Source organism: Lactiplantibacillus brownii (genome assembly GCF_031085375.1).
Classification (GTDB): Bacteria; Bacillota; Bacilli; order Lactobacillales; family Lactobacillaceae; genus Lactiplantibacillus; species Lactiplantibacillus brownii.
The window spans coordinates 1,982,186-2,007,448 of the sequence record NZ_JAVCWF010000001.1 but is presented as its reverse complement, the minus strand read 5'-3'; the positions used below and the strand labels follow the sequence as shown (position 1 = coordinate 2,007,448).

At 43.5% G+C, this 25,263-nt stretch carries 26 protein-coding genes and 2 tRNA genes; 23 read left to right on the top strand and 5 right to left on the bottom strand.

The features are described from left to right. Position 1: 1 nt before the first annotated feature. Both RA086_RS09535 and RA086_RS09530 read left to right on the top strand, forming a co-directional pair. Positions 2–199, top strand: coding sequence for a hypothetical protein (locus RA086_RS09535; RefSeq protein ID WP_308703565.1), 198 nt, complete (start codon positions 2–4; stop codon positions 197–199). A gap of 94 nt (positions 200–293) precedes the next feature. Then, positions 294–485: a hypothetical protein gene (locus RA086_RS09530; RefSeq protein ID WP_308703564.1), complete on the top strand. Its 192-nt coding sequence runs from the start codon at positions 294–296 to the stop codon at positions 483–485. A 164-nt stretch (positions 486–649) separates the two neighbouring features. On the opposite strand, the gene RA086_RS09525 is transcribed toward RA086_RS09530, so the two are convergent. Continuing rightward, positions 650–722: transfer RNA gene (locus RA086_RS09525), tRNA-Gln, on the bottom strand. Between the two features lie 168 nt (positions 723–890). Between RA086_RS09525 and RA086_RS09520 the strand changes: the two genes are divergently transcribed. The 5 genes from RA086_RS09520 (at position 891) to RA086_RS09500 (ending at position 2,455) form a co-directional block, all read left to right on the top strand. Continuing rightward, complete coding sequence (locus RA086_RS09520) at positions 891–1,367, top strand: hypothetical protein (RefSeq protein ID WP_308703563.1); 477 nt, start codon at positions 891–893, stop codon at positions 1,365–1,367. Between the two features lie 19 nt (positions 1,368–1,386). Continuing rightward, complete coding sequence (locus RA086_RS09515) at positions 1,387–1,593, top strand: hypothetical protein (RefSeq protein WP_308703562.1); 207 nt, start codon at positions 1,387–1,389, stop codon at positions 1,591–1,593. A gap of 46 nt (positions 1,594–1,639) precedes the next feature. After that, positions 1,640–1,712 (top strand) — tRNA-Glu (locus tag RA086_RS09510). Between the two features lie 216 nt (positions 1,713–1,928). Then, complete coding sequence (locus tag RA086_RS09505) at positions 1,929–2,156, top strand: hypothetical protein (protein WP_308703561.1); 228 nt, start codon at positions 1,929–1,931, stop codon at positions 2,154–2,156. 26 nt (positions 2,157–2,182) lie between these two features. Then, on the top strand, positions 2,183–2,455 hold the full coding sequence (locus RA086_RS09500) for a hypothetical protein (protein WP_308703560.1): 273 nt from the start codon (positions 2,183–2,185) through the stop codon (positions 2,453–2,455). A gap of 59 nt (positions 2,456–2,514) precedes the next feature. Here the strand turns inward: RA086_RS09500 and RA086_RS09495 are convergent, their stop codons facing one another. Continuing rightward, positions 2,515–3,348: a polysaccharide deacetylase family protein gene (locus RA086_RS09495; RefSeq protein WP_308703559.1), complete on the bottom strand. Its 834-nt coding sequence runs from the start codon at positions 3,346–3,348 to the stop codon at positions 2,515–2,517. Between the two features lie 253 nt (positions 3,349–3,601). Here RA086_RS09495 and RA086_RS09490 point away from each other — a divergent pair, with 253 nt between their 5' ends. From RA086_RS09490 to RA086_RS09475, 4 genes are all read left to right on the top strand, one after another. Further along, positions 3,602–3,994, top strand: a complete 393-nt coding sequence (locus tag RA086_RS09490; protein ID WP_308703558.1) for a YxeA family protein — start codon at positions 3,602–3,604, stop codon at positions 3,992–3,994. Between the two features lie 376 nt (positions 3,995–4,370). After that, on the top strand, positions 4,371–6,101 hold the full coding sequence (locus RA086_RS09485) for an ABC transporter ATP-binding protein (RefSeq protein ID WP_308703557.1): 1,731 nt from the start codon (positions 4,371–4,373) through the stop codon (positions 6,099–6,101). Further along, entirely contained in the window at positions 6,101–7,990 is a 1,890-nt protein-coding gene (locus tag RA086_RS09480; RefSeq protein ID WP_308703556.1) for an ABC transporter ATP-binding protein, read from the top strand. Before RA086_RS09485 ends, RA086_RS09480 begins: the two co-directional genes overlap by 1 nt. A gap of 14 nt (positions 7,991–8,004) precedes the next feature. Further along, complete coding sequence (locus RA086_RS09475; RefSeq protein WP_308703555.1) at positions 8,005–8,973, top strand: hypothetical protein; 969 nt, start codon at positions 8,005–8,007, stop codon at positions 8,971–8,973. A gap of 55 nt (positions 8,974–9,028) precedes the next feature. Here RA086_RS09475 and RA086_RS09470 read toward each other — a convergent pair whose 3' ends face one another. Next, positions 9,029–9,358 (bottom strand): hypothetical protein, encoded by a 330-nt coding sequence (locus RA086_RS09470; protein WP_308703554.1) that lies wholly within the window; start codon positions 9,356–9,358, stop codon positions 9,029–9,031. 169 nt (positions 9,359–9,527) lie between these two features. On the opposite strand from RA086_RS09470, the gene RA086_RS09465 reads away from it, so the two are divergent. The 3 genes from RA086_RS09465 to manA all read left to right on the top strand — a co-directional run bounded on the left by RA086_RS09465 (position 9,528) and on the right by manA (position 12,816). Continuing rightward, positions 9,528–10,556 (top strand): branched-chain amino acid aminotransferase, encoded by a 1,029-nt coding sequence (locus RA086_RS09465; RefSeq protein ID WP_308703553.1) that lies wholly within the window; start codon positions 9,528–9,530, stop codon positions 10,554–10,556. Positions 10,557–10,758: 202 nt separating this feature from the next. Further along, positions 10,759–11,778: a serine hydrolase domain-containing protein gene (locus tag RA086_RS09460; RefSeq protein ID WP_308703552.1), complete on the top strand. Its 1,020-nt coding sequence runs from the start codon at positions 10,759–10,761 to the stop codon at positions 11,776–11,778. Between the two features lie 72 nt (positions 11,779–11,850). Further along, positions 11,851–12,816 (top strand): mannose-6-phosphate isomerase, class I, encoded by a 966-nt coding sequence (gene manA / locus RA086_RS09455; RefSeq protein WP_308703551.1) that lies wholly within the window; start codon positions 11,851–11,853, stop codon positions 12,814–12,816. Positions 12,817–13,595: 779 nt separating this feature from the next. On the opposite strand, the gene RA086_RS09450 is transcribed toward manA, so the two are convergent. Then, positions 13,596–14,318: a type 1 glutamine amidotransferase gene (locus tag RA086_RS09450; RefSeq protein WP_308703550.1), complete on the bottom strand. Its 723-nt coding sequence runs from the start codon at positions 14,316–14,318 to the stop codon at positions 13,596–13,598. A 1-nt stretch (position 14,319) separates the two neighbouring features. Continuing rightward, complete coding sequence (locus RA086_RS09445; protein ID WP_308703549.1) at positions 14,320–15,666, bottom strand: Mur ligase family protein; 1,347 nt, start codon at positions 15,664–15,666, stop codon at positions 14,320–14,322. 214 nt (positions 15,667–15,880) lie between these two features. Here RA086_RS09445 and RA086_RS09440 point away from each other — a divergent pair, with 214 nt between their 5' ends. From RA086_RS09440 to RA086_RS09400, 9 genes are all read left to right on the top strand, one after another. Further along, on the top strand, positions 15,881–16,459 hold the full coding sequence (locus RA086_RS09440) for a thymidine kinase (RefSeq protein WP_308703548.1): 579 nt from the start codon (positions 15,881–15,883) through the stop codon (positions 16,457–16,459). 14 nt (positions 16,460–16,473) lie between these two features. Next, complete coding sequence (prfA, locus tag RA086_RS09435; protein ID WP_308703547.1) at positions 16,474–17,556, top strand: peptide chain release factor 1; 1,083 nt, start codon at positions 16,474–16,476, stop codon at positions 17,554–17,556. Next, on the top strand, positions 17,549–18,403 hold the full coding sequence (gene prmC / locus RA086_RS09430) for a peptide chain release factor N(5)-glutamine methyltransferase (RefSeq protein WP_308703546.1): 855 nt from the start codon (positions 17,549–17,551) through the stop codon (positions 18,401–18,403). Before prfA ends, prmC begins: the two co-directional genes overlap by 8 nt. A gap of 28 nt (positions 18,404–18,431) precedes the next feature. Beyond that, positions 18,432–19,451 carry an L-threonylcarbamoyladenylate synthase gene (locus RA086_RS09425; RefSeq protein ID WP_308703545.1) on the top strand — a complete coding sequence of 340 codons (1,020 nt, stop codon included), beginning with the start codon at positions 18,432–18,434 and terminating at the stop codon, positions 19,449–19,451. A gap of 57 nt (positions 19,452–19,508) precedes the next feature. Next, the gene (locus RA086_RS09420) at positions 19,509–20,747 is read left to right on the top strand and encodes a serine hydroxymethyltransferase (protein WP_308703544.1); all 1,239 of its coding nucleotides are present in this window, start codon (positions 19,509–19,511) and stop codon (positions 20,745–20,747) included. A 177-nt stretch (positions 20,748–20,924) separates the two neighbouring features. After that, complete coding sequence (gene upp, locus RA086_RS09415; protein ID WP_308703543.1) at positions 20,925–21,554, top strand: uracil phosphoribosyltransferase; 630 nt, start codon at positions 20,925–20,927, stop codon at positions 21,552–21,554. A gap of 349 nt (positions 21,555–21,903) precedes the next feature. Continuing rightward, positions 21,904–22,587, top strand: coding sequence for a type IV toxin-antitoxin system AbiEi family antitoxin domain-containing protein (locus RA086_RS09410; protein ID WP_308703542.1), 684 nt, complete (start codon positions 21,904–21,906; stop codon positions 22,585–22,587). Beyond that, a complete protein-coding gene (locus tag RA086_RS09405; protein WP_308703541.1) occupies positions 22,584–23,444 on the top strand; it encodes a nucleotidyl transferase AbiEii/AbiGii toxin family protein in 861 nt (286 codons plus the stop codon). The genes RA086_RS09410 and RA086_RS09405 overlap by 4 nt, the downstream gene beginning before the upstream one ends. A gap of 520 nt (positions 23,445–23,964) precedes the next feature. Further along, positions 23,965–25,245 carry a uracil-xanthine permease family protein gene (locus RA086_RS09400; protein ID WP_308703540.1) on the top strand — a complete coding sequence of 427 codons (1,281 nt, stop codon included), beginning with the start codon at positions 23,965–23,967 and terminating at the stop codon, positions 25,243–25,245. Positions 25,246–25,263 lie beyond the last annotated feature (18 nt).

The window sequence follows — 25,263 nt, the reverse complement described above, 5'->3', positions numbered from 1 at the left end:
CATGTTGATGTTAATGACCATCTATGGCAGTATAAAAACCGCGACTCGACTAGTCATCTACATCTTTTTGGGGGGCTTAGTGCTATTTGTTCGTCATCGTAATCGTAAAAAGTCGCGCCGTGAGATGGACAAGGATACCGAACGTCTGATGAAACGCACAAAAAAGGATGAGAACGGCAAGTATCCTTGGGAGAAATAGGTGAGTTCAGGTTTGACAATGTCCGGGATGATAGTTATCTTGAATAGGAGACCAGTACGAGTTACTGGTTAGTAAAGCCTGAGGGGTCTTGACCGTGAAAAAGTTAAATATTATTGAAAGTATTCTCATTGTGTTAGGGTTAGTCTTGTTTGGTGTCGGTAGTAAAATTGAATCTGTGCATCAGGCGGCGCCGTGGTTACAATATGCCGGTTTGATTCTCGTCTTTATTACCGGTCTTAGTGACGCAATCTATCGGATTGTCGCCAAAAAAAGCTTTTTAAAATAGCTGATTGAATTTTTAAGTGAAGGCTTCTGAAAATAGTTAAGTTAATCGTCATCATTTAGGCTGAGGCTTAAATGGTGGCTTTTTTTAGTGATTTATATTAGGCACAAAAAAAGCCGTCATACAAGGTATTAGGCACCTCATTGACGACTTACGAAAAGCTAAAATTGGGTATACTGGGCTCGAACCAGTAAATTACGGATTCAGAGTCCGCTGCCTTACCAATTTGGCGAATACCCAATAAACAACTATTTAATCTTAACTTTATGCACAAATCATGTCAAGAGCGAACCGCGATTTAACCGTTAATTTTTCACCGATACGCGTCAGAATTTAGCACATGTACTTTTTTGCAGCACTGCTGTACGATTGAGATAATGTCTAATGGAAAGTTAGGTGGAAAAGTTGGTGGTTGGTTTAATCGTTATCGCAATTATTTTAGGCATTGTGCTGGCCCTAGTGGCAGTTCTGGGGCTGAACAAAAATCCGTTATTCGAAGTGGTCACTGGTGCGGATGTGACGGCCACGAAACGGCTCTTTAATTTTGCTCCGGTTGTCCATTTTAAGTTGTGGCAACGGACTTTGATCCTAATTGCGGGTATCGCGGTGGTCGGGTGTATTATTGTTGCTTTAATCGCGTTTAAACAGTCGGCGACGCGTTTGTTTGCCAGTAGTTTTGATTTGGGCTTTCTGATTTACTTACTGGTTTTTCAGCAACTGTTACCTTATTATTGTTATCGTTTCTGGCAACAATCACCAGAACCACGGTCGCCGTTTCAACTTGCCGATTCAGCAACGGCCACCCGACATTTTAATGAGCGTTGGTTGCGGTCATTTGGATTAGTTTTGATTGCGGGTGGCGCAACGAGTTTCTTTTTTCTTTAGTATTGTGTGGGGGGATTAAATGACAGTCAGAGAATTGACCCAACTCTTCAATCACTTGCGGCAACAATTAATTGTTTGGGCCGTGACAGCAATTGGATTGGCGGTAATGCGGACGTTTTTACTCCCAACTTTATTAACCTTTGTCTTTTGGTGCAGTGTGGCGTATTGTCTGATTTTATTCATTGGACTCGTTGTTGTGACCGTTTGGCGTTTACGACTTAAATGAAGGATTGACAACCGCTAGTTTTTTCGGTAAGATAGTTAATGAATTTTGCCCGCTGGTCAAATTGGTTAAGACGTCGCCCTCTCAAGGCGGAGTTACGAGTTCGATCCTCGTGCGGGCGATCTAGAGCAACCTTGGGAGAACGAAAAGCTTTGATAAACACCGTTAAAACAGTGTTTATCAAAGCTTTTTGCTTGGGTCGAGACCATTTTTGCAAACAAATTAGGTTTACGCGTGACAAATGGGGGCTATAATAGAAGATGTAGCTAGATGGGGAACGTCGAATAAATTTGGCGTTGATTCAATTTAAAATATCAAGATGAAGGAGATCATGATTTTTGGTTTATAAAGATGTATTCGGGATCGATCACGATGATTGTCATATCGTGCAAACACGGCATGAGTTCAATCGAATTTTCATTATTGAAAACGCGGTTGGGTCACGGTTTACTTGTATTAAGAAGGATGCGCCGTTAGAGAAGAAGATGTCTGGTCACTGGAAGTATGCAAAAGCCAGTGATGCACCCAAAAACTATGCGGTACCTTATAAAGCGCAAAAGAGTTAATCTCGCTAAATGAAAAGGGGATCAAGATGCGATTGTATCAACCATTAGCCAAACACAATGGACGTGTGCCGCACCATGTTAAGGTTCGTAATAATCCTTTTTATGGGACGCATGGCGCCGATTGGGTTAAAAATGAGAGTGCCTCATTATTCAATGCAGAACATGAACATTCCCAAGCTCACTTGCATTTGCAACGTCGAGTTGGTCAGGCGACTTACAATGTGATCTGGATGGTATTAGCCGTGATTGGCATGTTACTGGGCGGTTTTATCATTTATTCGTTAGCCATTAATCTTTAACGTGATTCTAAAAAAGATTCCACTAATCTGACAATAGTCAGTATTAGCGGAATCTTTTGTTAATTCAGCAGGGTGGCAAAAGTCGTCAAGGACATCCCTGGGGTTACTCGTTGACGCGTCAAGTTATAGTGGTCTTGTTTACTTGTGGCAATGCCTGGTGCGGTGGACAAAGCGTAGCGATAACCCGCTTTTTTGGCAGCCCGAACGGTGGCTTGATTGGCACGACCGGCTGGGTAGCAGATGACCGTTGTCTTTTGATGTAACTTTTGATCCAACCAGCGTTTGGACGCGGTCATTTCAGTTAATTGCTGTTGGTAGGTCAAGCTGTTTAAGTCTAAGTGTCGCACAGTGTGACTTTGAAAGTCGATGGCCTGACTCGCTTGCATCTGTTTCGCATCCGCTAAGGTCAAATGATTAGCATGGGTCGCAAAGCCGGTAATGAAATTGATGGTCGCGTGCTGGTGATTGGCTTTCAAAATCGGCCACGCTGCCGTTTTATTATCGGTATAGCTGTCGTCAAGTGTGATCCAGACGATTTTACTTTGTGGTATACGATGATGTGAGAGCGCGTAGACAGCCTCAGTGGTGGTCAAAGTTCGATAATGATGCTGTTTCAGATAAGTCATCTCAGCTTTGAACTCGGTGGCCGGAACCTTGAGTGCATTGCCGCTGGAGATGCTGTGATACATCAAAATGGGTAGTTTGACTGTCTTGACCGATTGCCAGTGAGCATAAGGATCAGATTTTGTGGTGACTTGGCTGACCTTTTTGACCGATTGACTGGATCTGGCCGTCTTTTGGGCGGTCGTGTGACTGCTACAGCCACTTAAAAGAACTAGTAGTAACGTTAGTAGGCTGAATCCTACTAGGTGCTTAAAACCTCTGATACGCATGGTTAATCCCCCCGAATTTCCAATTAAAATTAAGTCTAACGGATTTAAGGCAAAATAACAGTGGCTGACGATTAAAACTAATGGTTATTTAATCTGGTTAACAATAATTGGTCTATGTATTAAGAATTTGTTGATTTTGTTATCAATATATTAATGAAATTAAGAATGACTTAGCCCCCCTATGCAAGCTGGAATATGCTTGTTACGATAAGTTTTGTAATCAAACAATCAGACTTGCAGGGGGAATACAAGCATGAAAAAAATAATTATTGGGTTATTAGTTGTGATCGGTATTGGCGCGGGAGCCTTACTAGGAGCAGGCGCATTGACGAAAGATAATGGCTCAGAATTATCAATGGCTTTGGATAATGTGAATCCTTTAGTCAAAACTAGCACGGTTTATGCGGTCACTAACGCTGCCGTGAAAAAAGGCAAGGGTGGCGTCGGCGAAGACATTTATACTTACCGGATGCGGACTTATGATACCCAAGGCCACGCGCGGTGGTTGACGTTCACCGCTGATAAACGATTAAAATTAAATAAATATCTCAAAATTGATACTAAAGGCCAAAATGTGAATAGTTGGGAAGCGGTGAGTTTGCAAGCTGTTCCTAAGACGGTTATTCAACAGTTAGGCCAAAGTTAAACTTAGCGATGAAAAAGCCCTGAATCAACAACGAAAGGTAAAGTTGTTGATTCAGGGCTTTTTGTGGTGTCTTAGTGTCATTCAATCCAGCGGAAGCCTAGAAGGTGTCTTTGATCGTTTCAACGAAATTAGCTGACTATAATAGAAACAACGCTTTAAATGATGGTGGCTTATGAGTGCCTGAGGTCCGCCAGCACCCACCAGCAGAGCGGGCCTTTAGAAAATCTTAAACCCTTTTAGCTGTCAAAAAGGTGAGGTTGAGTTACAATTGTTTGCGTGAGACTTGTAAAGATGGTTGACAAAGCACTGATTTTTAGATAAATTAGGTAATTGCACTATCATTAGCATAATTATATTAGTGAAGGGGAGCGTGTTGATGCTTAAAATAGCGAAAGGGCGGATCTCGTATGCTGCAGTCGTCGGGGCAATCTTATTTATGATTGTTCAAGTCATTGCGACATTGAATCTACCCAGTTTGACCTCAAATATTGTGAATAACGGGGTCGCTACCGGTGATATTAGTTACATTTGGAAGATCGGTTTTGAAATGATTGGTTTTTCATTACTATCTGTGGTCGCAGCCTTTGGGAATGTTTTCCTAGCGGCACGGTCGTCACAAAAATTAGGGAAGAACTTACGATCAGATATTTATAAGAAAGTGATCAATTTTTCGAACGATGAATTCGATAAAGTCGAAACCTCTTCATTAATTACCCGGACGACTAACGATGTGGTCCAGATTCAAAACGTTGCCATGATGGCGTTACGGATGATGATCATGGCGCCAATCATGCTGGTAGGGGCAAGCTTTTTAGCCTATACCAAGAGTCATGAATTAACTTGGATCTTCGTCGTTTCAATTCCAGTCTTGTTGATCTTTATCGGGATTGTGATGGCGTTTGCCATTCCATTGTTCCGAGCGATGCAAACCAAGACCGACCGGATTAACTTAGTTTTCCGTGAAGGCTTGACTGGTGTGCGTGTGATTCGGGCCTTCCGTCAGGATAAGTTTGAACAGGATCGTTTTGAAGCTGCCAATAAAGATTATACGCAAAATGCCATTAAAGTTAATACGATTGTGGCGTTGGCTTTCCCAATCATGACCTTAATTATGAGTGGGACCAATGTTGCCATCGTTTGGTTTGGTGGGCAATTGATCAGTAGTCAAACCATGCAAGTTGGGAACATGATTGCTTTCATGACTTACGCCATGCAAGTCCTCATGAGTTTTATGATGCTAGCGATGGTCTTTGCCTTGATTCCACGGGCCGCTGCCTCAGCGACACGGATTCAAGAAGTATTAGATATTAAAACAAAAATTAACGATCCAGAAAAACCTGTGACGTTACCAGCCACTAAGCAACACAGCTTAGATTTTGAGCATGTTGATTATCGTTATCAGAGTGCCGAGCAGTTGGCACTGTCGGATATTGATTTTCAGGCGCATTCTGGGCAAACGGTTGCCATCATTGGTGGGACCGGTTCAGGGAAAACGACGCTGGTTAATTTGATTCCGCGTTTTTATGATATTGAAAAAGGTCAAGTTAAATTAGATGGTCAAGACGTGCGGAACTTGAAAACGGCTGATCTACATCGAGCCATTTCCTTTGTGCCACAAACGGCTACGTTGTTCACGGGGACGATTCGTGACAACATGAAGTTTGGGAACGATCAAGCGACGGATGATGAAATTTGGCATGCGTTAGAAATTGCGCGTTCAACCGACTTCGTCAAAGAAGAGGGCGGTTTAGATGCCCATGTTGAACAAGGTGGGGGCAACTTCTCCGGTGGTCAACGTCAACGTTTAGCAATTGCGCGAGCATTAGTTAAGAAAGCTTCCGTTTATGTCTTTGATGATTCGTTTTCAGCTTTGGACTTTAAAACGGATGCCCAGTTACGAGCAGAATTACGCCAAGATGCCCAAGTTCAACAAGGCGTGGTCGTAATCGTTGCGCAACGGATTGCCACCGTTGCGGATGCCGATTTGATCTTGGTCTTAGACAACGGCAAGCTAGTTGGTAAAGGGACCCATGCAGAATTAAAAGCAACTAATGAAGTTTATCAAGAAATTATGAAGTCACAATTACGAGAGGAGGATCAACTGTAATGAGTGAAAAGAAATCAACGAGTGCGGATACACCACGTCCAGCTGGCCCACGGCATGGCCCTGGTGGTCAAGGCTTAGTCGAGAAGCCGAAGAGTTTTTGGAAAACCGCTTGGCGTTTGATGAAGTATATGTCTGATCGTTGGGTCGGACTAGCCATCGTGATGATTTTCGCGATTGCATCCGTGATCCTCCAGATTCGAACCCCTAAGATTTTAGGGCAAGCAACGACCGAGATCTATAAGGGCATCATGAAAGGTGCGGCGCAGCAAAAGGCTGGGATCAGTCAATCCGGTTATCCCATCAACTTTGAAAAAATCGGTGAGATTATTATTGTCGTCATTTTAATGTATGTTGCTTCAGCGTTGTTTAACTTTGCGCAACAGTACATTATGACGCGGATCTCACAAGGAACGGTCTATAAATTGCGTCGTTCTTTCAAAGGGAAGATGCAAAACGTACCGATTTCGTATTACGATACCCATTCAAACGGGGACATTATGAGTCGGGCCGTTAACGATATGGATAACATTGCGAATACGCTGCAACAAAATTTAACCCAAGCTGTCACGAGTACTGTGACGTTTGTGGGGACGTTGTGGATGATGCTTTCCATTAGTTGGAAGTTAACGTTGATCGCCTTAGTGACGATTCCGTTAAGTGTGGTCGTGGTTGGCGTGATCGCCCCCAAGTCACAGAAGTTTTTTGGGATTCAACAAAAGAGTTTGGGTTTGTTGAACAACCAAGTTGAAGAAAATTACGCTGGTCATGTGGTCATCAAGAGTTTCAATAAGGAACAAGATGCCATTGATGACTTTGAAGAACAAAATGATAATTATTATCAATCGGCTTGGAAAGCCCAGTTTATTTCTGGGATCATCATGCCATTAATGATGTTCTTGAATAATATTGGTTATGTTTTCGTTGCCATTATTGGTGGAATCGACGTGGCAAATGGGAAGGTCACTTTGGGGAACATTCAAGCTTTCTTGCAATATACCCAACAATTCTCACAACCAATTTCGCAGATTGCCAACCTGTTGAACACGATTCAATCAACCGTTGCTTCAGCGGAACGGGTCTTTGAAGTGCTCGACGAACAAGAAATGCAAGACACTAAGTCCCAAGTTCCCGTGGAAACGGACACCGATAACTTAATTAGTTTGGAACATGTCCAATTCGGTTATACCGACGAAGCGCTACTGATGAAAGACTACAATTTAGAAGTTAAACGTGGTCAACAAGTCGCTATCGTTGGGCCAACTGGGGCTGGTAAAACAACCATCATCAACTTGTTGGAACGGTTCTACGATATTAAAGGTGGGTCGATTCGCTTAAATGGGGTCGATACCCGCGATATGAAACGTGAGGAGCTGCGTTCGCACTTTGCGATGGTCTTACAGGATACTTGGTTGTTTACCGGAACGATTTTCGACAACTTGAAGTATGGTCGTGAAGACGCCTCAGAAGACGAAATCTACGCTGCTGCAAAAGCTGCCCATGTGGATGAATTTGTGCGCAAGCTGCCTGATGGGTATCAAACGATTTTAAACGAAGAAGCTTCTAATATTTCACAAGGGCAACGGCAATTATTAACGATTGCGCGGGCCTTCGTGGCTGATCCAGAGATTTTAATCTTGGATGAAGCGACGAGTTCTGTCGATACGCGGACCGAAGTGCATATTCAACATGCGATGGAACGTTTATTGAAGAACCGGACGAGTTTCGTGGTCGCCCATCGTTTGTCAACGATTCAAGGTGCCGATAACATTATCGTGATGAATCATGGTTCCGTGGTTGAAACTGGGACGCATGAAGAATTGATGGCACAAAATGGCTTCTATGCTGATTTGTATAACAGTCAATTTACCGGCAATATTAGCTTAGATTAAAGGAGGGGTGTCAAGTGTTTCGAAAAACAGCATTCGTTGCCGTTACTGCTAGTCTGCTTGCGGTCGTTTTAGCCGGCTGCGGTCAGAATACGTTAACGACGACCAAGTCCACGTATACGCGGAATGGTTTAGTTGCCAGTGTCAAGGGTCGTAGTAATCAGAAGACGGTTCACTATACGTTGAATGATGGTCAATCTAAAACAACCAAAGTGCACAATAATACGTTTATCATTCAAGTGCCAACCAAGACAACCCGCCAGACGGTCAAGCTAACGGCTGGGAGCGCGAAAAAGACAGTTTATGTCAAGAGCGCTAAACGGTTAACCACGTATAAAAAGATGGCAACAACTTATAATCAAGCTTTAATTGCTTCAAAAATGACCAAGTCACAACAAAAAGCGGCGCAGCAGTTGCAAGCTCAAGGTGCAGCTTTAAAGCAACAACAGGCCAAGATCCAAGCCACCGTTAAAACGGCGGAGGCCCAAGTTGCGGCGGGCGGAACTGCGGCGGCGACCGGGGCAGCAACGCTCCAAGCGCAACAAGGTGCTGCGGCGAAGCTACAAACCCAAGCAGCGAGTCTCCAAACCAGTCAGAAGACCGTTGCGGCGGCTATGAAGACGGCGAAAGCCAAAGTCACAGACGAGTTGTTACCAACGAAAGCCCCAACTGGCGTGACCAACGTGTTAACCACTAAAGATTACAAGATTCGGATGAATGTCCAATCGGGTGATGTGATGGGGACCGCGATGATTGTGCCAACGAAGGCCTTCAAGGATAAGACGCGGCAGAAGAACTTTGGGACGGCCTTTGCTTTGCTGACTAGCACTTCTGGTGCCAATGCCAAGCAGGTCATGAAAAAGTTTAGTAAAGAGACGAAGAGTAATAAGAGCAGCACCACAACGATTGATCCAATCGTTTCAAAGGGCGTGCACTTTACGATCGGGGTCTCAAGTTCGGATTTGTTTATCTTTATGACTAAATAGCACTAATCAAAAAAGTAGCTCCCGTAATCAGCAATGATTGCGAGGGCTACTTTTGTTATTCAAATGATAATTCTAGAAAATACATCTTTTGGCTTGGCAAATGGGCGGTTGAAACCCAGACTTCATGGTAGTTGGGAACTTTCTTTTCGGTATAGTCGAAGAAGAAGTCCAGCAAGCTACCATTTTTGGCGACAAATTCATCTTCAAAACGATTAACGAGTAACTTGTCGTTAGGAAAATAGATTTCAGGATTCGCGACTTTGATTCGATCAGGAATCGCCATCCGCACCACGTTCGTATAATTGGGCGTGGTAAAGGTGATTTCAGCCGGGTGATGGACGATATAAAACATTACGTTATAAATTGAATCAGAATTAATTGCCACGACGAACCAGTCCTTTGTTGAATTTGCTTCTATTATACCAAAAATAATGGCTTTTCATGAAAAATGTTTCCGAGTGCTTGACAAAGCCCTCATAAAATATTAATCTTTTAATTAAATTCAAATTAATTAATAATCTTGAATAAATTACATACAAAGGAAGTTGACTTAAATGGCAGACGTACAACTAGATTGGAACAACTTAGGATTCAATTACCGGAATCTTCCCTATCGTTATCGCGCGTATTGGAAAAATGGGGCTTGGGTTAAACATGAATTAACTGGTGATGCGACTTTACATATTAGTGAAGGCTCCACGGCTTTACACTATGGTCAACAAGACTTTGAAGGCTTAAAAGCCTATCGTACTAAAGATGGTAGCGTTCAATTATTCCGTCCAGACCGTAATGCGGCACGGATGCAAACGAGTTGTGAACGTTTATTAATGCCACAAGTCCCAACCGACATGTTTGTTGATGCGGTCAAGCAAGTGGTCCGTGCCAATCAAGATTACGTGCCACCATATGGGACTGGCGCAACGTTATACTTACGGCCATTGATGATTGGGGTCGGCGGTAATATTGGGGTGCATCCGGCGCAAGAATATATCTTCACCATTTTTGCCATGCCAGTAGGGAGTTATTTCAAAGGCGGGATGACCCCTACAAACTTTACCACGTCGAACTATGATCGCGCGGCGCATAAAGGAACTGGTGCGTATAAGGTCGGCGGTAACTATGCCGCCAGCTTGTTCCCAGGGCAAGAGGCACATGAACATGGTTATTCAGATTGTGTTTATCTTGATCCAGTTGAACATAAGAAGATCGAAGAAGTTGGGTCAGCTAACTTCTTCGGGATTACTAAAGACAACAAGTTTGTGACGCCAAAGTCACCCTCGATTTTGCCATCAGTCACAAAATATTCATTATTATACTTGGCTGAACATAAATTTGGCATGGAAACGGAACAAGGCGATGTGTATATCGACGATTTGGATCGTTTTGCCGAAGCCGGTGCTTGTGGGACGGCGGCCGTGATTTCGCCAATCGGTGGTTTGGAACACAACGGTAAGTTACATGTCTTTTACAGTGAAACTGAAGTTGGACCAGTCACGAAGAAGCTTTACGATGAATTAACTGGGATTCAATTCGGTGACCGTGAAGCGCCTGAAGGTTGGATTCAAAAAGTTGAGTTAGCTTAATTTGAAACGGTGAGCGTACTAGTCTTTGTTGGCTAGTGCGTTTTTTTTGTGGCCGAGCCTTTCCTAAAATTAACCTAACGATTCTGATGGGACGATGCAGACGAGTCATCGCTAGACTATAATGGGCTTTGAAAGCTCGGCTGAGTGACTAAAACTTGGTCGTGGCATGATTACGAGATTAATAAAGAAATGAGATTAAGCCATGTCTTTTGAACGAACTAAAATTGAGATTCAGCGGATGGTTGCGCAGAAAATCATTCCCGGTGCGAGCTATGCGGTGATCCGCGGTGCCAAAGTTGAGCAGCATCAAGTCGGGGTCGCGCAGCTCCAACCAGTGGTTAAACCGTTGTGGCCGCATGCGGTGTATGATCTAGCTTCAGTCACGAAGGTCGTCGGCACGACCACCGTGGCGTTACAGTTAAAGCAAACTGGTGAATTAGAGCTTGATCGACCGGTACATGATTATTTGCCAGAATTTGAGAATCGCCAAGTGACTGTCCTCAACTTGATGACGCATACGAGTGGAATCAGTGGTTATATCCAAGATCGTAATAGCTTACCAGCTGCGGCGTTGGTGGCGGCAATCCAGAAGCTGCCGATTAGCCAAGTGAACCTAAATCATCGCGTGGTTTATACGGATTTAGGCTTAATTCTCACTGGGATGATTATCGAAAAATTAGTTGGTGGGCCGATTCAAGAAATTATCACGAAACGCGTCCTAGAACTGTTAAACTTGCCGGATGCCACTTTCCATCCCCAAGTTGATCAAGCTGTGCCGACGACTTTTTCCCCACGCCAGGGATTGTTACAAGGCATCGTGCATGATCCCAAGGGGCAAATTTTAGGGCCGCATTGTGGCTCAGCTGGATTATTTGCCAGCGTTGAAGATTTAACTCAGTTTGCCCGCCTAATGTTGGGGCAAGTTGAGAAGCCCACGGTGCTTGATCCGGCAACGATTGCGAGTTTATACCACGACTGGACGCCTAATCAGCGGTTACGTCGAAGTTTCGGCTGGAATTTATGGCATGCTGGTGCCGATCATGAGCCAATTATTTTTCATACGGGATATACCGGAACGTTATTAATGTTGGACCGTGAAAGTCAGTCTGGGCTAATTTTCTTGTCTAATCGTGTTCATCCAGCGGTGCATAATGCGCGCTTTTTACCGGCGCGGCGACGGTTGATTGCGGCCTGGATCGCGGATACGGTTACAAATCGTTAAGACTGGTTTCACAACCGCTTTCATTTATGCTAAAATTTAACTATTAAATCAAGTAGATGGAGAGTGCATGTAATGAGTGAACCTTATTTCTTAAAACCCGTGTTCCATGAAAAAATCTGGGGCGGTTCCCGGCTGAAAACTGATTTTGGTTATGATATTCCTAGCAATCATACTGGGGAATGTTGGGCGATTTCGGCGCATCCACATGGCCCAGCAACGGTTGAAAATGGGCCTTACAAAGGCATGACTCTGGATAAGGTTTGGGCTGACCATCGCGATGTTTTTGGTAACGCCAAGGGCGATGTCTTCCCACTGTTGACGAAAATTTTGGATGCAAACGAAGATCTATCCGTTCAAGTCCATCCAGATGACGCTTATGCTGCCGAACATGAACATGAACTTGGTAAGACCGAATGCTGGTACGTGATTGCGGCCGATCCTGGTGCCACGATGATTTATGGTCATCATGCGAAGACCAAGGCACAATTAGCTGACTGGATTCATAATGGCGAATGGGATAAGCTGTTCCGGCGGGTTCCAGTTAAACCTGGGGACTTCCTCTATGTGCCATCTGGGACGATTCATGCCGTGGGTAAGGGCATCATGGTCTTAGAAACCCAACAAAGTTCTGATACCACTTATCGGTTGTATGATTGGGATCGGGTCGATAAGACGACTGGTCAAAAACGTGAATTACATTTACAACAATCCATTGATACGACGATCGTGCCTCATGAAGATCCTAAACTCGACATTACCAAGACACAAGTTGGTGACGCAACGGTCACTAAATATGTTGAATCACCATTCTTTGGCGTTTGGCAATGGCGTTTGACGGATGGACAAGCTACCTTTAATCGTGGTAAAGCACCTTATACATTAGTTTCCGTTTTAGATGGTAAGGGCAGCATCACGGTTGATGGCAAGGATTATCCATTAACAAAGGGCGTGCACTTCATTTTGCCATTCGACGTTAAACAATGGACCTTAAAAGGTGATCTACAAATTATTGCGTCTGAACCTGGGGATCAAGCTTAGAAAGTTAACCCCTTTAAATTATAAAAAAGAATGATAATCGTGGTTGATGATTATCATTCTTTTTTTATTATTAAACTGATACTATCAGATTAATAGAAAGTGCTTTCAAAAAGTCTATAAATTTTATTTATGAGTTAAGGGGGTGTCTTAATTGGGTTAGCATTTAGCACGTGGATGACTTTAGGTGGCTTTTTTAGTCGTAACGGTCGGCCCCAAAAATGAATTGAGTCGGTTACTAATTGGTGTATTGTAGCAAATTTGTCCGTCTCCGTGGACCAGCACGTTCACTGTGAGGCAGACCTGCAGCCAAAAAGCGGTCTGCAGGGCGCTTTCAAGCCGAAGTTCACGTCTTAAAAGTCGGCCAAGACACTAACCTGGGTAAAACCGCCCAGCTAAGTGTCTCGACACGGTGAACGAACCGGTCCACTCCGACGTTAAGTAACGATTTTAATCTAGGCAGTAGTAAAGTCAGGACCTGACAAAAAGCTAATTAATATTAGATTCACTCGTTAGCGCAGGGCGGGCTGAATGATGCTCAGTGGTGAAATTTTCCTTTGCTGGTGGTTTTTTCCAGCTTGGGAAAAGCCCTGCTTGTGAGACCGCGCTTTGGCTCACAAACGTGGCCACCACGTTCCAGCATCAGTCCAGACCAACCGGAGCGGCAAGTTAGTAGCTACAACATATAACCACCCAACCCTGAGTTACGAAGAACTTTTTTTCGTAGCTAAAAATCAAGCCTCAGCTGATTGCCAGACGACAATTCAGCTGAGACTTGATAATTATGGTTTAATGACGACGTTCTTAGTGAGATCTTCGTGCAATTCATCTAACACGCTGAAATCAGCGTCTGGATATTTGCGCTGGAGGGCTAATTTCAGAATCCGTTTAGCAAGTGCTTCATTACGAGCCAAGATGGGGCCGTGGAAGTAAGAACCAAAGGTATTCTTATAAATCACACCTTCTGTTTTGTCTTGACCATTGTTGCCATGACCCTGGATCACATTACCGAGTGGCCGTTCACCTTTACCCAAAAAAGTGGTCCCATTATGATTTTCAAAGCCATAATAGGTCTGGCCAGTTTCAGCGTTTTTGATCGTGATATTACCGATAAAGCGGTTATTATCTTGGCTCAAAGTGTAATGGTCTAAAGCACCGATACCGGGGATCTTTTCACCCTGAGCACCGATATAGTAGTGGCCGAGCATTTGAAAGCCCCCACAAATGGCTAAGAAAGGCCCGCCATTTTCGATATAGGCGGTTAAAGGCGCCTTTTTGGTCTGTAAGTCTTTAGAGACGATAGTTTGCTCGTAGTCTTGACCACCACCAAATAACACAAAGTCATATTTAGCTGGATCAAACGGATCATCTAAACTAATTAAGTCGGTGTCAATCGTCGCATCGACTGCCTTGGCATAATAGCCCATGGCTAAAATATTGCCGATATCGCCATACGTATTCATCAAGTCGCCGTATAAGTGGGCGGCCTTTAAGGTATAAGTCATGTTAAGCCATCCCTCCATTAATAAGACCTTGACTGGCCAATTGTTTGCGAAGTTGTAGCATCGCCGTATAAGTTGCGACGACGTAAACTTGTTTAGTCGGTAATTTTTGAATTTCGGCGGTCATGTTCGTTAAATCAGGAACGATCGCTAACTTGTCCGTCGGCACGCCGGCAACTTTCAACCGGAATGTGATGTCGCGATAACGTTCGCCACCACTGATGTAAGCGGGCACGTTTAATTTTGGTAATTGCTCAAAGTCGCCATCCCAAATCCAACTCGTGTCAATTCCGTCAGCGTAATTAGCGTTGAGTAGGGCGGCAAAGGAGAAAGGTCGATCATCCGTGCTGATCATTTGTAGCACTTGATTTAACCCAACTGGATTCTTGACTAAGATCAATGTCACGTCTTTGTCGCCAACGTGGAAGATTTCCTGGCGACCGAAAACTTGTTCATCATTTTCGCTTAAAGCAGTCGCAATTTTGGCAGGACTAACCGCCATGAATCGACCCACTGCATATGCGGCTAAGGCATTGTAAATATTATATTGGCCACCGATATTTAAGTGCATCGTTTGGCCGTTGATTTCAAAGTCTGACGAAGTTGGCGTCATTTTGGTCAAAGCATTCAATTTATAAGTGAGCTGTGGCCGTTCAAACCCACAGTGTGGGCAGAAATACTTGCCCATATTGCTATAAGTGCGGCTGTGATAGCGTAGAATATGCTGACAACGGGGACACAACAAGCCGTCAGTATTGGCCGGTGCTTGTGTATCGGCATCAGGTTGATAATCGAAACCATAGTATAAAATGGGATTCGGTAACTTTTTCGAATTAAATAGGGGTAAGTCACCATTGGCAATGATCGTTGCCTCTGGTGCCAAGGCGACCCCATCTAAAATCTTTTGATAAGTTGTATAAATTTCGCCATAACGATCCATTTGATCACGAAAAATATTCGTGAAGACGAAAGCTTTGGGTGTGATATATTTGGTGACCATGATCACATTAGCTTCATCGACTTCGAGCACTGCTAATGGTTTTTGATGCGCCCGTGGTGCCGTTAAAAAGGTCGTGACGATACCTTGTTTCATATTTGAGCCACTTGGATTTGTCAAAATGTCAGGATATTGTTCCCGCAACACTTTGACGGTCAAAGCCGTCGTTAAAGTTTTACCGTTCGTACCAGTAATCACGATGACCTCGTAGTTTTTAGCGAGTTGTTTTAAGATTGCTGGATCGAGTTTTAAAGCAAGCTTGCCGGGCAGCGAACTCCCGCCACCCCGGAAGGTATGCAAGAACCAGTAAGCGGACTTACCGGTCCAAGTTGCCACAGTACTTTTGATTGACATTTTTAATGAACCCCTAACTGTATAAATAAAAGCTGACAAGACCAGCTGTTCTCTCAAGTATTTTATACTGAACACTAATAAAAGAAAAGCGATTATACTGCTTCGAGGGTGCATTTATGAAATCATTAAGTGTTTTTCGTGGTTGGTTGCTGAAATTAACGTTTAAATCGGCTATAATTAAAAAGAATATGGGTTTGAAAAGGGGACCGAGACTTTGGCACAATTATTTTTTCGATATGGCGCAATGAACAGTGGGAAAACGATTGAGATTTTAAAAGTTGCTCACAACTATGAAGAACAAAATAAATCCGTGATCATCATGACGAGCGGATTAGACAATCGTGATGGCGTCGGGTATGTGACTAGTCGGATTGGCTTAAAGCGTGAAGCGATGCCTGTTTTTAATGAGACGGATCTCTACGACGTGGTCAAGAAAACCAATCCGGACGCGGCCTGTGTCTTGATTGATGAAGCCCAATTTTTGAAGAAACATCATGTGTTAGAATTAGCGCACATTGTGGACGATTTGAATGTCCCAGTGATGACGTTTGGGCTAAAAAATGATTTTCGTAATGAATTATTTGAAGGTAGCAAATACCTGTTGTTGTATGCGGATAAGATTGAAGAAATGAAGACGATCTGCTGGTTCTGCCGGAAAAAGGCCATCATGAACTTGCGTTTTCAAGACGGGCAACCGGTCTATGAAGGCGAGCAAGTGCAGATTGGCGGGAATGAAAGTTACTATCCCGTTTGCCGTCGTCATTACTTCTATCCGCCGAAACTAACAAAGTGAGGAATTAACCGAGTATGGATAAGTTTTTTGATAAATTACAAGCCGTTGCCGATCGGTATGAAGAACTCGGTGAACTATTAAGCGATCCAGAAGTGATTGCCGATTCCGATCGTTTCATGAAACTTTCCAAAGAAATGGGCAGTATTCGTGAAACGGTTGAAAAGTATAACCAATATAAAGACGTGACCAGCCAAATCGCTGAAAATAACGACTTGTTGCGTGAAAAGCTTGACGATGATATGAATACCATGGTCAAGGAAGACTTGAAGAATTTGAATGCTCAAAAAGATCAACTGGAGCATGAAATTACCTTATTAATGTTACCTAAGGACCCTAATGATGATAAAAATATTATCATGGAAATCCATGGTGCCGCTGGTGGGGACGAAGCCAGTTTATTCGCTGCTGATTTGTTCAACATGTATTCGAAATACGCTGAACGTCAGGGGTGGAATGTTGAAGTGGCCGACCGCAACGAAACCGAAGTGGGTGGCTTTAAAGAAATCGTGTTGATTATTTCGGGGAATAAAGTTTATTCTAAACTGAAGTATGAGAGTGGCGCTCACCGTGTTCAACGGGTTCCTGTCACTGAATCTGCCGGACGTGTGCATACGTCGACTGCCACGGTTGGGATCATGCCGGAAGCTAAAGATGTGGATATCAAGTTGGAACAAAAGGATATTCGAGTGGATGTGTTCCGGTCATCTGGTGCCGGTGGTCAGCATATTAACAAGACGTCTTCAGCCGTACGGATGACCCACTTGCCAACTGGTATTGTGGTCTCCATGCAAGATCAACGATCACAACAACAGAACCGGGCGAAAGCCATGGAAATCTTGCGTGCGCGGGTCTATGATTATTATCAATCACGTGAACAGAACCAGTATGATGCGGAACGGAAGTCGGCCGTTGGGACCGGGGACCGTTCAGAACGGATTCGGACTTATAACTATCCACAAAACCGGGTCACGGATCATCGAATCGGTTTGACGTTAAATAAGTTGGATCGCATTATGAACGGCGAATTAGATGAAATTATCGATGCGTTGATTTTAGCGGATCAAACGAAGAAAATCGAGCAATTAGCTAATGACTAAATTGCCGCAGCAACCAACGTACTTTGAAGCCCAGCAATGGGCTTCTTTTTGTCTAAAAACTGCCAAACTCCCAACTGACGCTGCACGTTTCTTGCTATTAGGGCTGAGTAAATTAGACCAAACACAACTGTTGGTTCATTATCGTGAGCAGTTGCCAACGGCCTTGTGGCAAGCCTTTAAAACAGCCATTGAACGAGTTGTTGCCGGTGAGCCAGCGCAATATGTGTTGGGAAGGGCCCCTTTTTATGGTCTAGAATTGACCGTCACGCCCGCCGTCCTGATTCCTCGGGTGGAAACCGAAGAATTGGTGGATTGGGTCTTGAGTGATGCGACCAATCAGTCGGCAAAACGATTGTTGGATCTTGGCACTGGTTCGGGTGCGATCGCGTTGGCGTTGAAACATGAGCAACCGACGTGGCAAGTCACGGGGAGTGATATCTCGGCTGAAGCCCTCAGCGTGGCTCGTGAAAATGCCCAACGACTGCAACTTGACGTTGATTTTCAACAAAGTGATTTATTTGCCGAGCTGAGTGGCCAACCATATGAGGTCATTGTGAGCAATCCGCCATACATTGCGACTAGCGAAAAAGCGGTCATGGATGCGAGCGTTTTAAATTATGAACCACAACAGGCCCTGTTTGCGGCACATGCTGGCCTAGCGATTTATGAACGGCTGGCCGAGCAAGTGGCTGCCCATCTGACAACGCATGGGCGCTTGTATTTAGAATTTGGGTATCATCAAGGTGTCGCGATTCAACAGTTATTTAGGACCGCTTTACCTACTGCAACGGTGACGTTACGGCAGGATATGGCGGGTCATGATCGGATGTTACGCGTCGTTTTATAGTCTTAAATAGAGAAGGATTGATAATAATATGGAAACTAAAGTTTTTAAACCGACGGAAGTTACGGCTGCCGCAAAGTTAATTCAAGCTGGCCAGTTGGTGGCTTTTCCAACCGAAACGGTGTACGGCTTAGGCGCAGATGCCACGAATGTGACTGCGGTTAAACAAGTCTATCAAGCCAAGGGTCGGCCGAGTGATAATCCACTGATCGTGCATGTGGCCGATGTGGCGACCGTGGAACGTTTTGCAAAACCGTTGTCGGTTGCGGCTAAAAAGCTGATCAAGGCATTTTGGCCAGGACCATTGACGATGATTTTTAATTTGAAGCCAGCAGCACTCGCACCAGAAGTGACAGGTGGGTTAACGACAGCTGCATTTCGAAATCCGAATAATACCGCCACGCTTAATTTGATTCGTGAGGCTGGGACGCCTATCGTGGGGCCTTCTGCAAATACGTCCGGCAAACCCAGCCCGACCACCGCGCAACATGTGTTACACGATCTGGATGGGAAAATCGCCGGAATCTTGGATGACGGAGCTACCCAAGTGGGTGTGGAATCAACGGTGTTAGATCTATCTGGCAAACAACCCGCTATTTTGCGGCCAGGAGCGGTCACGGCCGCGGCAATTGAAGCCGTCATTGGGGAAAAGGTGCTCACAGAACAACATCACGTTGGTGCAACTGAAGTTCCCAAGGCGCCTGGCATGAAATATAAGCACTATGCGCCTGATGCCCAAGTTTATATTGTGGATCATATTACTGATTGGCCCGCTGCTTTAGCCTGGGCCGAGAAGCAACCACTTCAGATGGGTGTTATGGCAACGGATGCTATTTTAACTAACAATCACATTCCAGCAAATTGCGAACAATTTTCGTTAGGAAATGATGTTCAATCGGCAAGCCGAGAACTTTTTGCTGGTTTACGACACTTTGATACGGAAACAGAAATTAAAGATATTCTCTGTCAAGCCTTTGACAACAATGGATTGGGAGCTGCATATATGAACCGGCTAAATAAGTCTGCCGGTCAGACCCATTTTAGTGTATAATAATTGAAATCGGGAAAACCCGAAAGTTGTCACTTGCGAAATGGAGGAGAAATATTCATGAATTACCAAGAACAAGATCCAGAAGTTTGGGCTGCAATTAGTAAGGAAAAAGCTCGTCAACAACACAACATTGAGTTGATCGCGTCAGAAAACATCGTATCTAAGGGTGTTCGGGCGGCACAAGGGAGCGTTTTGACGAACAAGTACTCCGAAGGTTATCCTGGTCACCGTTTTTATGGCGGTAACGAGTTTATCGACCAAGTGGAAACCCTCGCCATTGAACGCGCTAAAAAGTTGTTCGGTGCGGACTATGCTAATGTTCAACCACATTCTGGTTCTCAAGCCAACGCTGCAGCATATATGGCGTTGATTCAACCTGGCGATCGTGTCATGGGGATGTCATTGGATGCTGGTGGTCATTTGACCCATGGCTCAAGTGTTAACTTTTCGGGTAAACTATACGACTTTCAAGGTTACGGTTTAAATCCAGAAACTGAAGAATTGGATTATGACGCGATTTTAGCGCAGGCCAAAGCCTTTCAACCAAAATTAATCGTCGCTGGTGCTTCAGCGTACAGCCGGTTGATTGATTTTGCTAAGTTCCGTGAGATTGCGGACGCAGTGGGGGCAATGTTGATGGTCGATATGGCGCACATTGCTGGTTTAGTCGCGGCAGGATTGCATCCTAATCCAGTGCCATATGCGGATGTGGTAACCACTACGACCCACAAAACATTGCGTGGCCCACGTGGTGGGATGATTCTTGCCAAGGCTGAATATGGCAAGAAAATCAATTCGGCTGTTTTCCCTGGCAATCAAGGTGGTCCTTTAGATCATGTGATCGCAGGTAAAGCCGTTGCTTTTGGTGAAGACTTACAACCAGAATTTAAGACATATGCCAAACAAATCATCGCAAATGCTCAAGCAATGGCTGCAGTCTTTAACGACTCTGACTTGGTACGGGTGATTTCCGGTGGGACCGATAATCATTTAATGACGATTGATGTGACTAAATCTGGTTTGAACGGCCGTCAAGTGCAAGATTTATTGGACACGGTTGATATTACAGTGAATAAAGAAGCTATTCCGAATGAAACTTTGGGAGCATTCAAGACCTCTGGGATTCGTTTGGGGACGCCAGCGATTACCACGCGTGGTTTTGATGAAGCGGATGCGACTAAGGTCGCGGAATTAATTCTACAAACTTTAGCTGCGCCAAAAGATCAAGCCAACTTGGATCAAGTGAAGACCCAAGCGCTTGCATTAACGGCTAAACACCCAATTGATGTTGATTAAATTAAAATAATTGTAAACCGACTGTCACTGATGGTCGGTTTTTTGAATTTTGGAGTCAAATGTGACTGAAAAGTCGTGTTTTTTTCGAGAATTCACAACTAATCACGCTGAGCCCTAGTTTTTTGTTGATAAATTAGCTACAATAGAAAGAAATCACTAAGGAGCGTGCACAGAAACATGGGTAAGTTTGAGGTTTTGAATCATCCGCTCATTCAACATAAGTTAACGATCATTCGGGAAAAAGAATGCGGGACAAAAGTATTTCGGGAAATGGTCAACGAAATATCCACATTGATGGCTTACGAAGTTTCACGTGATATGCCATTGAAGGATATTGAAATTGAAACCCCAATTACAAAGACGACCCAAAAAACTTTAGCTGGTAAGAAAGTGGCAATCGTGCCAATCTTACGTGCGGGTTTAGGGATGGTTGATGGGGTCTTAAATATGATTCCAGCAGCTAAAGTCGGTCACGTTGGCATGTATCGTGATGAAAAGACACTGAAGCCGGTTGAATACTTTGTGAAATTACCAAGCGACATTTCACAACGTCAATTATTTGTCGTTGATCCAATGTTAGCGACTGGTGGTTCTGCCATCATGGCCATGGATATGCTCAAAAAACGTGGCGCTAGCAATATCAAGTTTATGTGCTTAGTTGCGGCACCAGAAGGCGTTAAAGCCCTTCAAAAAGCACATCCAGATGTTGATATCTATACTGCCGCGCTCGATGATCATTTAAACGAAGATGGTTATATCGTACCAGGTTTGGGCGATGCAGGGGATCGTTTATTCGGGACAAAATAATTAATTGAATTTTTGCCAAAATCTCGTTAGTTGTCACTTAACTAACGGGATTTTTTTAGTTGTTTTTTACTGATACTTTAAAGGCTGAAAATGAAAGAATAGACCACTTGTCAAACGGATGATTATGATTTTAACCATTCCTTTTTGGAAAATGGCGCTTACAGTGCAACAGCACCAATAAAATCAGCAAACACTTGAAGCAAAAATATCAATGCTCAGTATTTGGATTCACTAGTTTATGGAATGAATGCTATAATGACATATGGATAAAAATTGCTTCAATAGGCTTCAGTATGAAGCAATATAAATGATAGGCCAAATTATTACGTCACTGAACCGGAGGGGCTAAATGATTAAACAGCAGATTAATCGAAAAGTAATGCCATTGAATAGCGGTCTATATCACGAACTGCGAGCTCGGATTGTCCCCTTAAAATTTCTAGAAGAGGAGTTTCAACAGAACGCAATAATTGATATAGACTTGCTTGGAGGGCCACTTAAAAAGGCAGTTAAACCCATTTTAAACAGTCTAGTTCGTAAAGGATTGCTCGAGAATCCAATATCGAATCTATTCATTAGCTCTGAATGGTCACCTAACGATTTCTTGATTCGACAACTAATTCTAAAACAGGGTGTCTATTCTGGAGAGACCGCACTTTATTTGTGGGAGTTGTCTGATCAATTCCCTTACCGAGTTGAAATGACATTCAAGCGTGGGTATAAATTGCCAAAGAGACTGCCTGCCAAATGGTCGAAAAACCTAGTTGTTAGGCAAACCTATGGTAACAATATTGAACCTTATACGAGAGAATTAGGGGTGTCTGGCACAAAATATACCATCAAATTGTACTCACCGGAACGTGCACTAATTGAATTGTTGCAAGGTGGCAACGACTTAGATATGGGTCAAGTGAGCGCAATTTACAAGCGTTATCTAAATAAAACCAATAAAAACGTTACCAAGCTTTTGTCAATCGCGTCTAAGAACGGTATGCAAAATCAAGTGAGACAATTACTAGAGGTACTACTGTGACGAAGAATAGCAGCAGAGAACAAGGTGTTAAAGATAAATTAAAGGTAAAACGGGATGAAACCAATGTTGACTACAATATTCTTCTCAAAAAATACTTTATCGATGAATTCTTGCGCTTGTTATCAAAGTCGACTTACAGGACCAAGTTTATTTGGAAAGGTGGTTTTGTATTATCGGCCATAACCGGCGTTGAAAAACGGACAACTGTTGATCTAGACACAATGCTACAGGGTGTCACAGTAGATAAAGCGAGCTTAACTGATATCGTTAACCAGATCATCGGTCTGAGTGACCCAGTCGGTTGCCAATATGTTTTGAAAAGTATCGAACCGATTCAAGAGAAAAATGCCTATCAGGGACTTCGAATCGATCTTCAAGGTAAACTGGGGCAAATGCAAGACAATTTTCACTTAGATATCGCGACTGGTGAAAAATTAATTCCTTCAGCAATGTCCTGGAACTATCAACCACTAATTGGTAACAAGATTGGCATTAGTATCTACCGACCAGAGCGAATACTTGCTGAAAAGATTCAAACCATTCTGACCCGGAGTATTGCTAATACTCGTATGAAGGACTTTTTCGATATTTATTTAATTTCACATCTAGCTATCGCCATCGAAATTGAGCCGGCTCTCTTAGCTGAAGCAATTCAAGCAGTGATGTTGGAACGTGGCACTGCCGATTTGTTAGTAGAATGGCGGATGATATTAGATATTATTGCACAGGATTCACTAATGCATCGACGTTGGATCGACTATCGAACTAAACACGACTTCGTAAAAGCAGTCACATTTGCTGAAACGATAGAAGCCACCAAAGATTGTCTTCAAAAAATTGTGATTGAAGACAATTAGGCTGTCTAAACGTGAACCGTTTTTAGTTGGTTTAGCAACAACTATCGCTTAATTGCGACAAAATCTGTCAGAAAATTTAGATTTTTCTACCATAATATAGCTCGTTATTATCATCACGTTAAACCGGTCTATCAATCGATTTAAACGGTTATTTAAAAATTCGATAGGATTTCAAAGACGTCGCTTAAAAACACCTGTTGAACAATTTAAACCGATACTAGGTCATCTCACGGGCTTATGATGAGAGACTAATCACTTAAAAGCCCTGTCCAAGCCAACCGATGCGGTGAGTTAAGCCTGAATCGGAGGCCCAAATCAGGCTTGTAAGCACTATTGACAAACCACAATAACTCAAGTAAACTTGGTTCAATTAAACAGTTCCTTTAATTTAGCTCAGAGAGGCTGAAAAGGATTTGATCGGATGTTCACCACTACGAGTGAATGCGATTCAGACAGACCAGCCGCTTTGAGTGGGGGTCTGTCTTTTCTTTTGGATTAAATTCATAGTGAGGGGTGCATTATGGCAAAGCAAAAACCATTTCATAACGACGATGTCGTGCTCGATATTCATGACCGACCAAAGTTTGGTAGTTGGCTTGGGTTATCGATTCAGCATCTATTCTCCATGTTTGGCTCAACCGTTTTAGTCCCAATTTTAGTTGGTTTGAATCCCGGAATTGCGCTATTTAGTTCTGGGGTCGGAACCTTGATGTACATTTTGATTACGCGACATAAGATTCCAGCATACATGGGTTCTAGCTTTTCATTTATTGTGGTGATGCAATCATTGATGAAAACGGCCGGTTACCCAGCGATTGCTCAAGGGACCGTTGCGGTTGGCTGTGTTTACTTACTAGTGAGTTTGTTGGTGACCTTGATTGGTTCTGATTGGATCGACAAAGCCTTGCCGCCAATCGTGGTAGGCCCAATTGTCATGGTCATTGGGTTATCATTAGCGAGCACCGCGGCCAAGGATGCCACGATCAATGGCAATAATTACGATATTCGTTTCTTCGCGGTAGCGATGTTGACGATGATTTTGACTGTCGTCTTTAACATGTATTTGCGAGGATTTATGAGTCTAGTCCCAATCTTGTTGGGGATTGTTTCGGGGTATCTGATTGCTGTCTTGTTCGGGATTGTTGACTTTACGCCGGTCATGCAAGCCAAATGGTTCGCTTTACCTAATTTTCAGATTCCTTTTATCAATTACCATCCTGGTATTTATTGGGGTGCGATATTTAGTATGGCACCAATTGCCTTTGTCACGATGTCTGAACATATGGGACATATTATGGTTTTGAATAAATTGACCAAGCGGAATTTCTTTAAAGATCCCGGTTTGAGTCATACTTTGGCCGGGGATGGGACTGCATCAATCATTGCAGGGCTGGTTGGTGGCCCGCCAGTGACTTCGTATGGTGAAAATATTGGGGTCTTAGCAATTACACGAGTACACAGTATTTATGTTCTTGGTGGCGCGGCGTTCTTTGCCATTGTCTTTAGTTTTGTGGGCAAGCTGTCAGCGTTAATTCAAAGTATTCCGTCACCAGTGATCGGTGGGGTCAGTTTCCTATTGTTCGGGGTCATTGCTTCGAGTGGGATGCGGATCTTAATTGATAATAAAATTGATTTTAATCAAAAAAGAAATTTAATGATTGCTTCAGCAGTCTTAGTCATTGGAATTGGTAACGCCTATTTACAAATCGGTAATTTTCAATTTAGTGGTCTAGCTGTTGCGACCGTGTTAGGAATTATTATGAACTTAGTACTGCCAAAGACGGCGGTTAACGAGAAGTAAGCGGAATCAACATGTTGT

Bases quoted from the DNA above. Each gene is read 5' to 3' on its own strand.
- RA086_RS09535 (WP_308703565.1), top strand. From the start codon at position 2: ATGTTGATGTTAATGACCATCTATGGCAGTATAAAAACCGCGACTCGA.
- RA086_RS09515 (WP_308703562.1), top strand. From the start codon at position 1,387: ATGACAGTCAGAGAATTGACCCAACTCTTCAATCACTTGCGGCAACAA.
- RA086_RS09500 (WP_308703560.1), top strand. From the start codon at position 2,183: ATGCGATTGTATCAACCATTAGCCAAACACAATGGACGTGTGCCGCAC.
- RA086_RS09495 (WP_308703559.1), bottom strand. From the start codon at position 3,348: ATGCGTATCAGAGGTTTTAAGCACCTAGTAGGATTCAGCCTACTAACG.
- RA086_RS09490 (WP_308703558.1), top strand. From the start codon at position 3,602: ATGAAAAAAATAATTATTGGGTTATTAGTTGTGATCGGTATTGGCGCG.
- RA086_RS09485 (WP_308703557.1), top strand. From the start codon at position 4,371: ATGCTTAAAATAGCGAAAGGGCGGATCTCGTATGCTGCAGTCGTCGGG.
- RA086_RS09480 (WP_308703556.1), top strand. From the start codon at position 6,101: ATGAGTGAAAAGAAATCAACGAGTGCGGATACACCACGTCCAGCTGGC.
- RA086_RS09465 (WP_308703553.1), top strand. From the start codon at position 9,528: ATGGCAGACGTACAACTAGATTGGAACAACTTAGGATTCAATTACCGG.
- RA086_RS09460 (WP_308703552.1), top strand. From the start codon at position 10,759: ATGTCTTTTGAACGAACTAAAATTGAGATTCAGCGGATGGTTGCGCAG.
- manA (WP_308703551.1), top strand. From the start codon at position 11,851: ATGAGTGAACCTTATTTCTTAAAACCCGTGTTCCATGAAAAAATCTGG.
- RA086_RS09450 (WP_308703550.1), bottom strand. From the start codon at position 14,318: ATGACTTATACCTTAAAGGCCGCCCACTTATACGGCGACTTGATGAAT.
- RA086_RS09445 (WP_308703549.1), bottom strand. From the start codon at position 15,666: ATGTCAATCAAAAGTACTGTGGCAACTTGGACCGGTAAGTCCGCTTAC.
- prfA (WP_308703547.1), top strand. From the start codon at position 16,474: ATGGATAAGTTTTTTGATAAATTACAAGCCGTTGCCGATCGGTATGAA.
- prmC (WP_308703546.1), top strand. From the start codon at position 17,549: ATGACTAAATTGCCGCAGCAACCAACGTACTTTGAAGCCCAGCAATGG.
- RA086_RS09425 (WP_308703545.1), top strand. From the start codon at position 18,432: ATGGAAACTAAAGTTTTTAAACCGACGGAAGTTACGGCTGCCGCAAAG.
- RA086_RS09420 (WP_308703544.1), top strand. From the start codon at position 19,509: ATGAATTACCAAGAACAAGATCCAGAAGTTTGGGCTGCAATTAGTAAG.
- upp (WP_308703543.1), top strand. From the start codon at position 20,925: ATGGGTAAGTTTGAGGTTTTGAATCATCCGCTCATTCAACATAAGTTA.
- RA086_RS09410 (WP_308703542.1), top strand. From the start codon at position 21,904: ATGATTAAACAGCAGATTAATCGAAAAGTAATGCCATTGAATAGCGGT.
- RA086_RS09400 (WP_308703540.1), top strand. From the start codon at position 23,965: ATGGCAAAGCAAAAACCATTTCATAACGACGATGTCGTGCTCGATATT.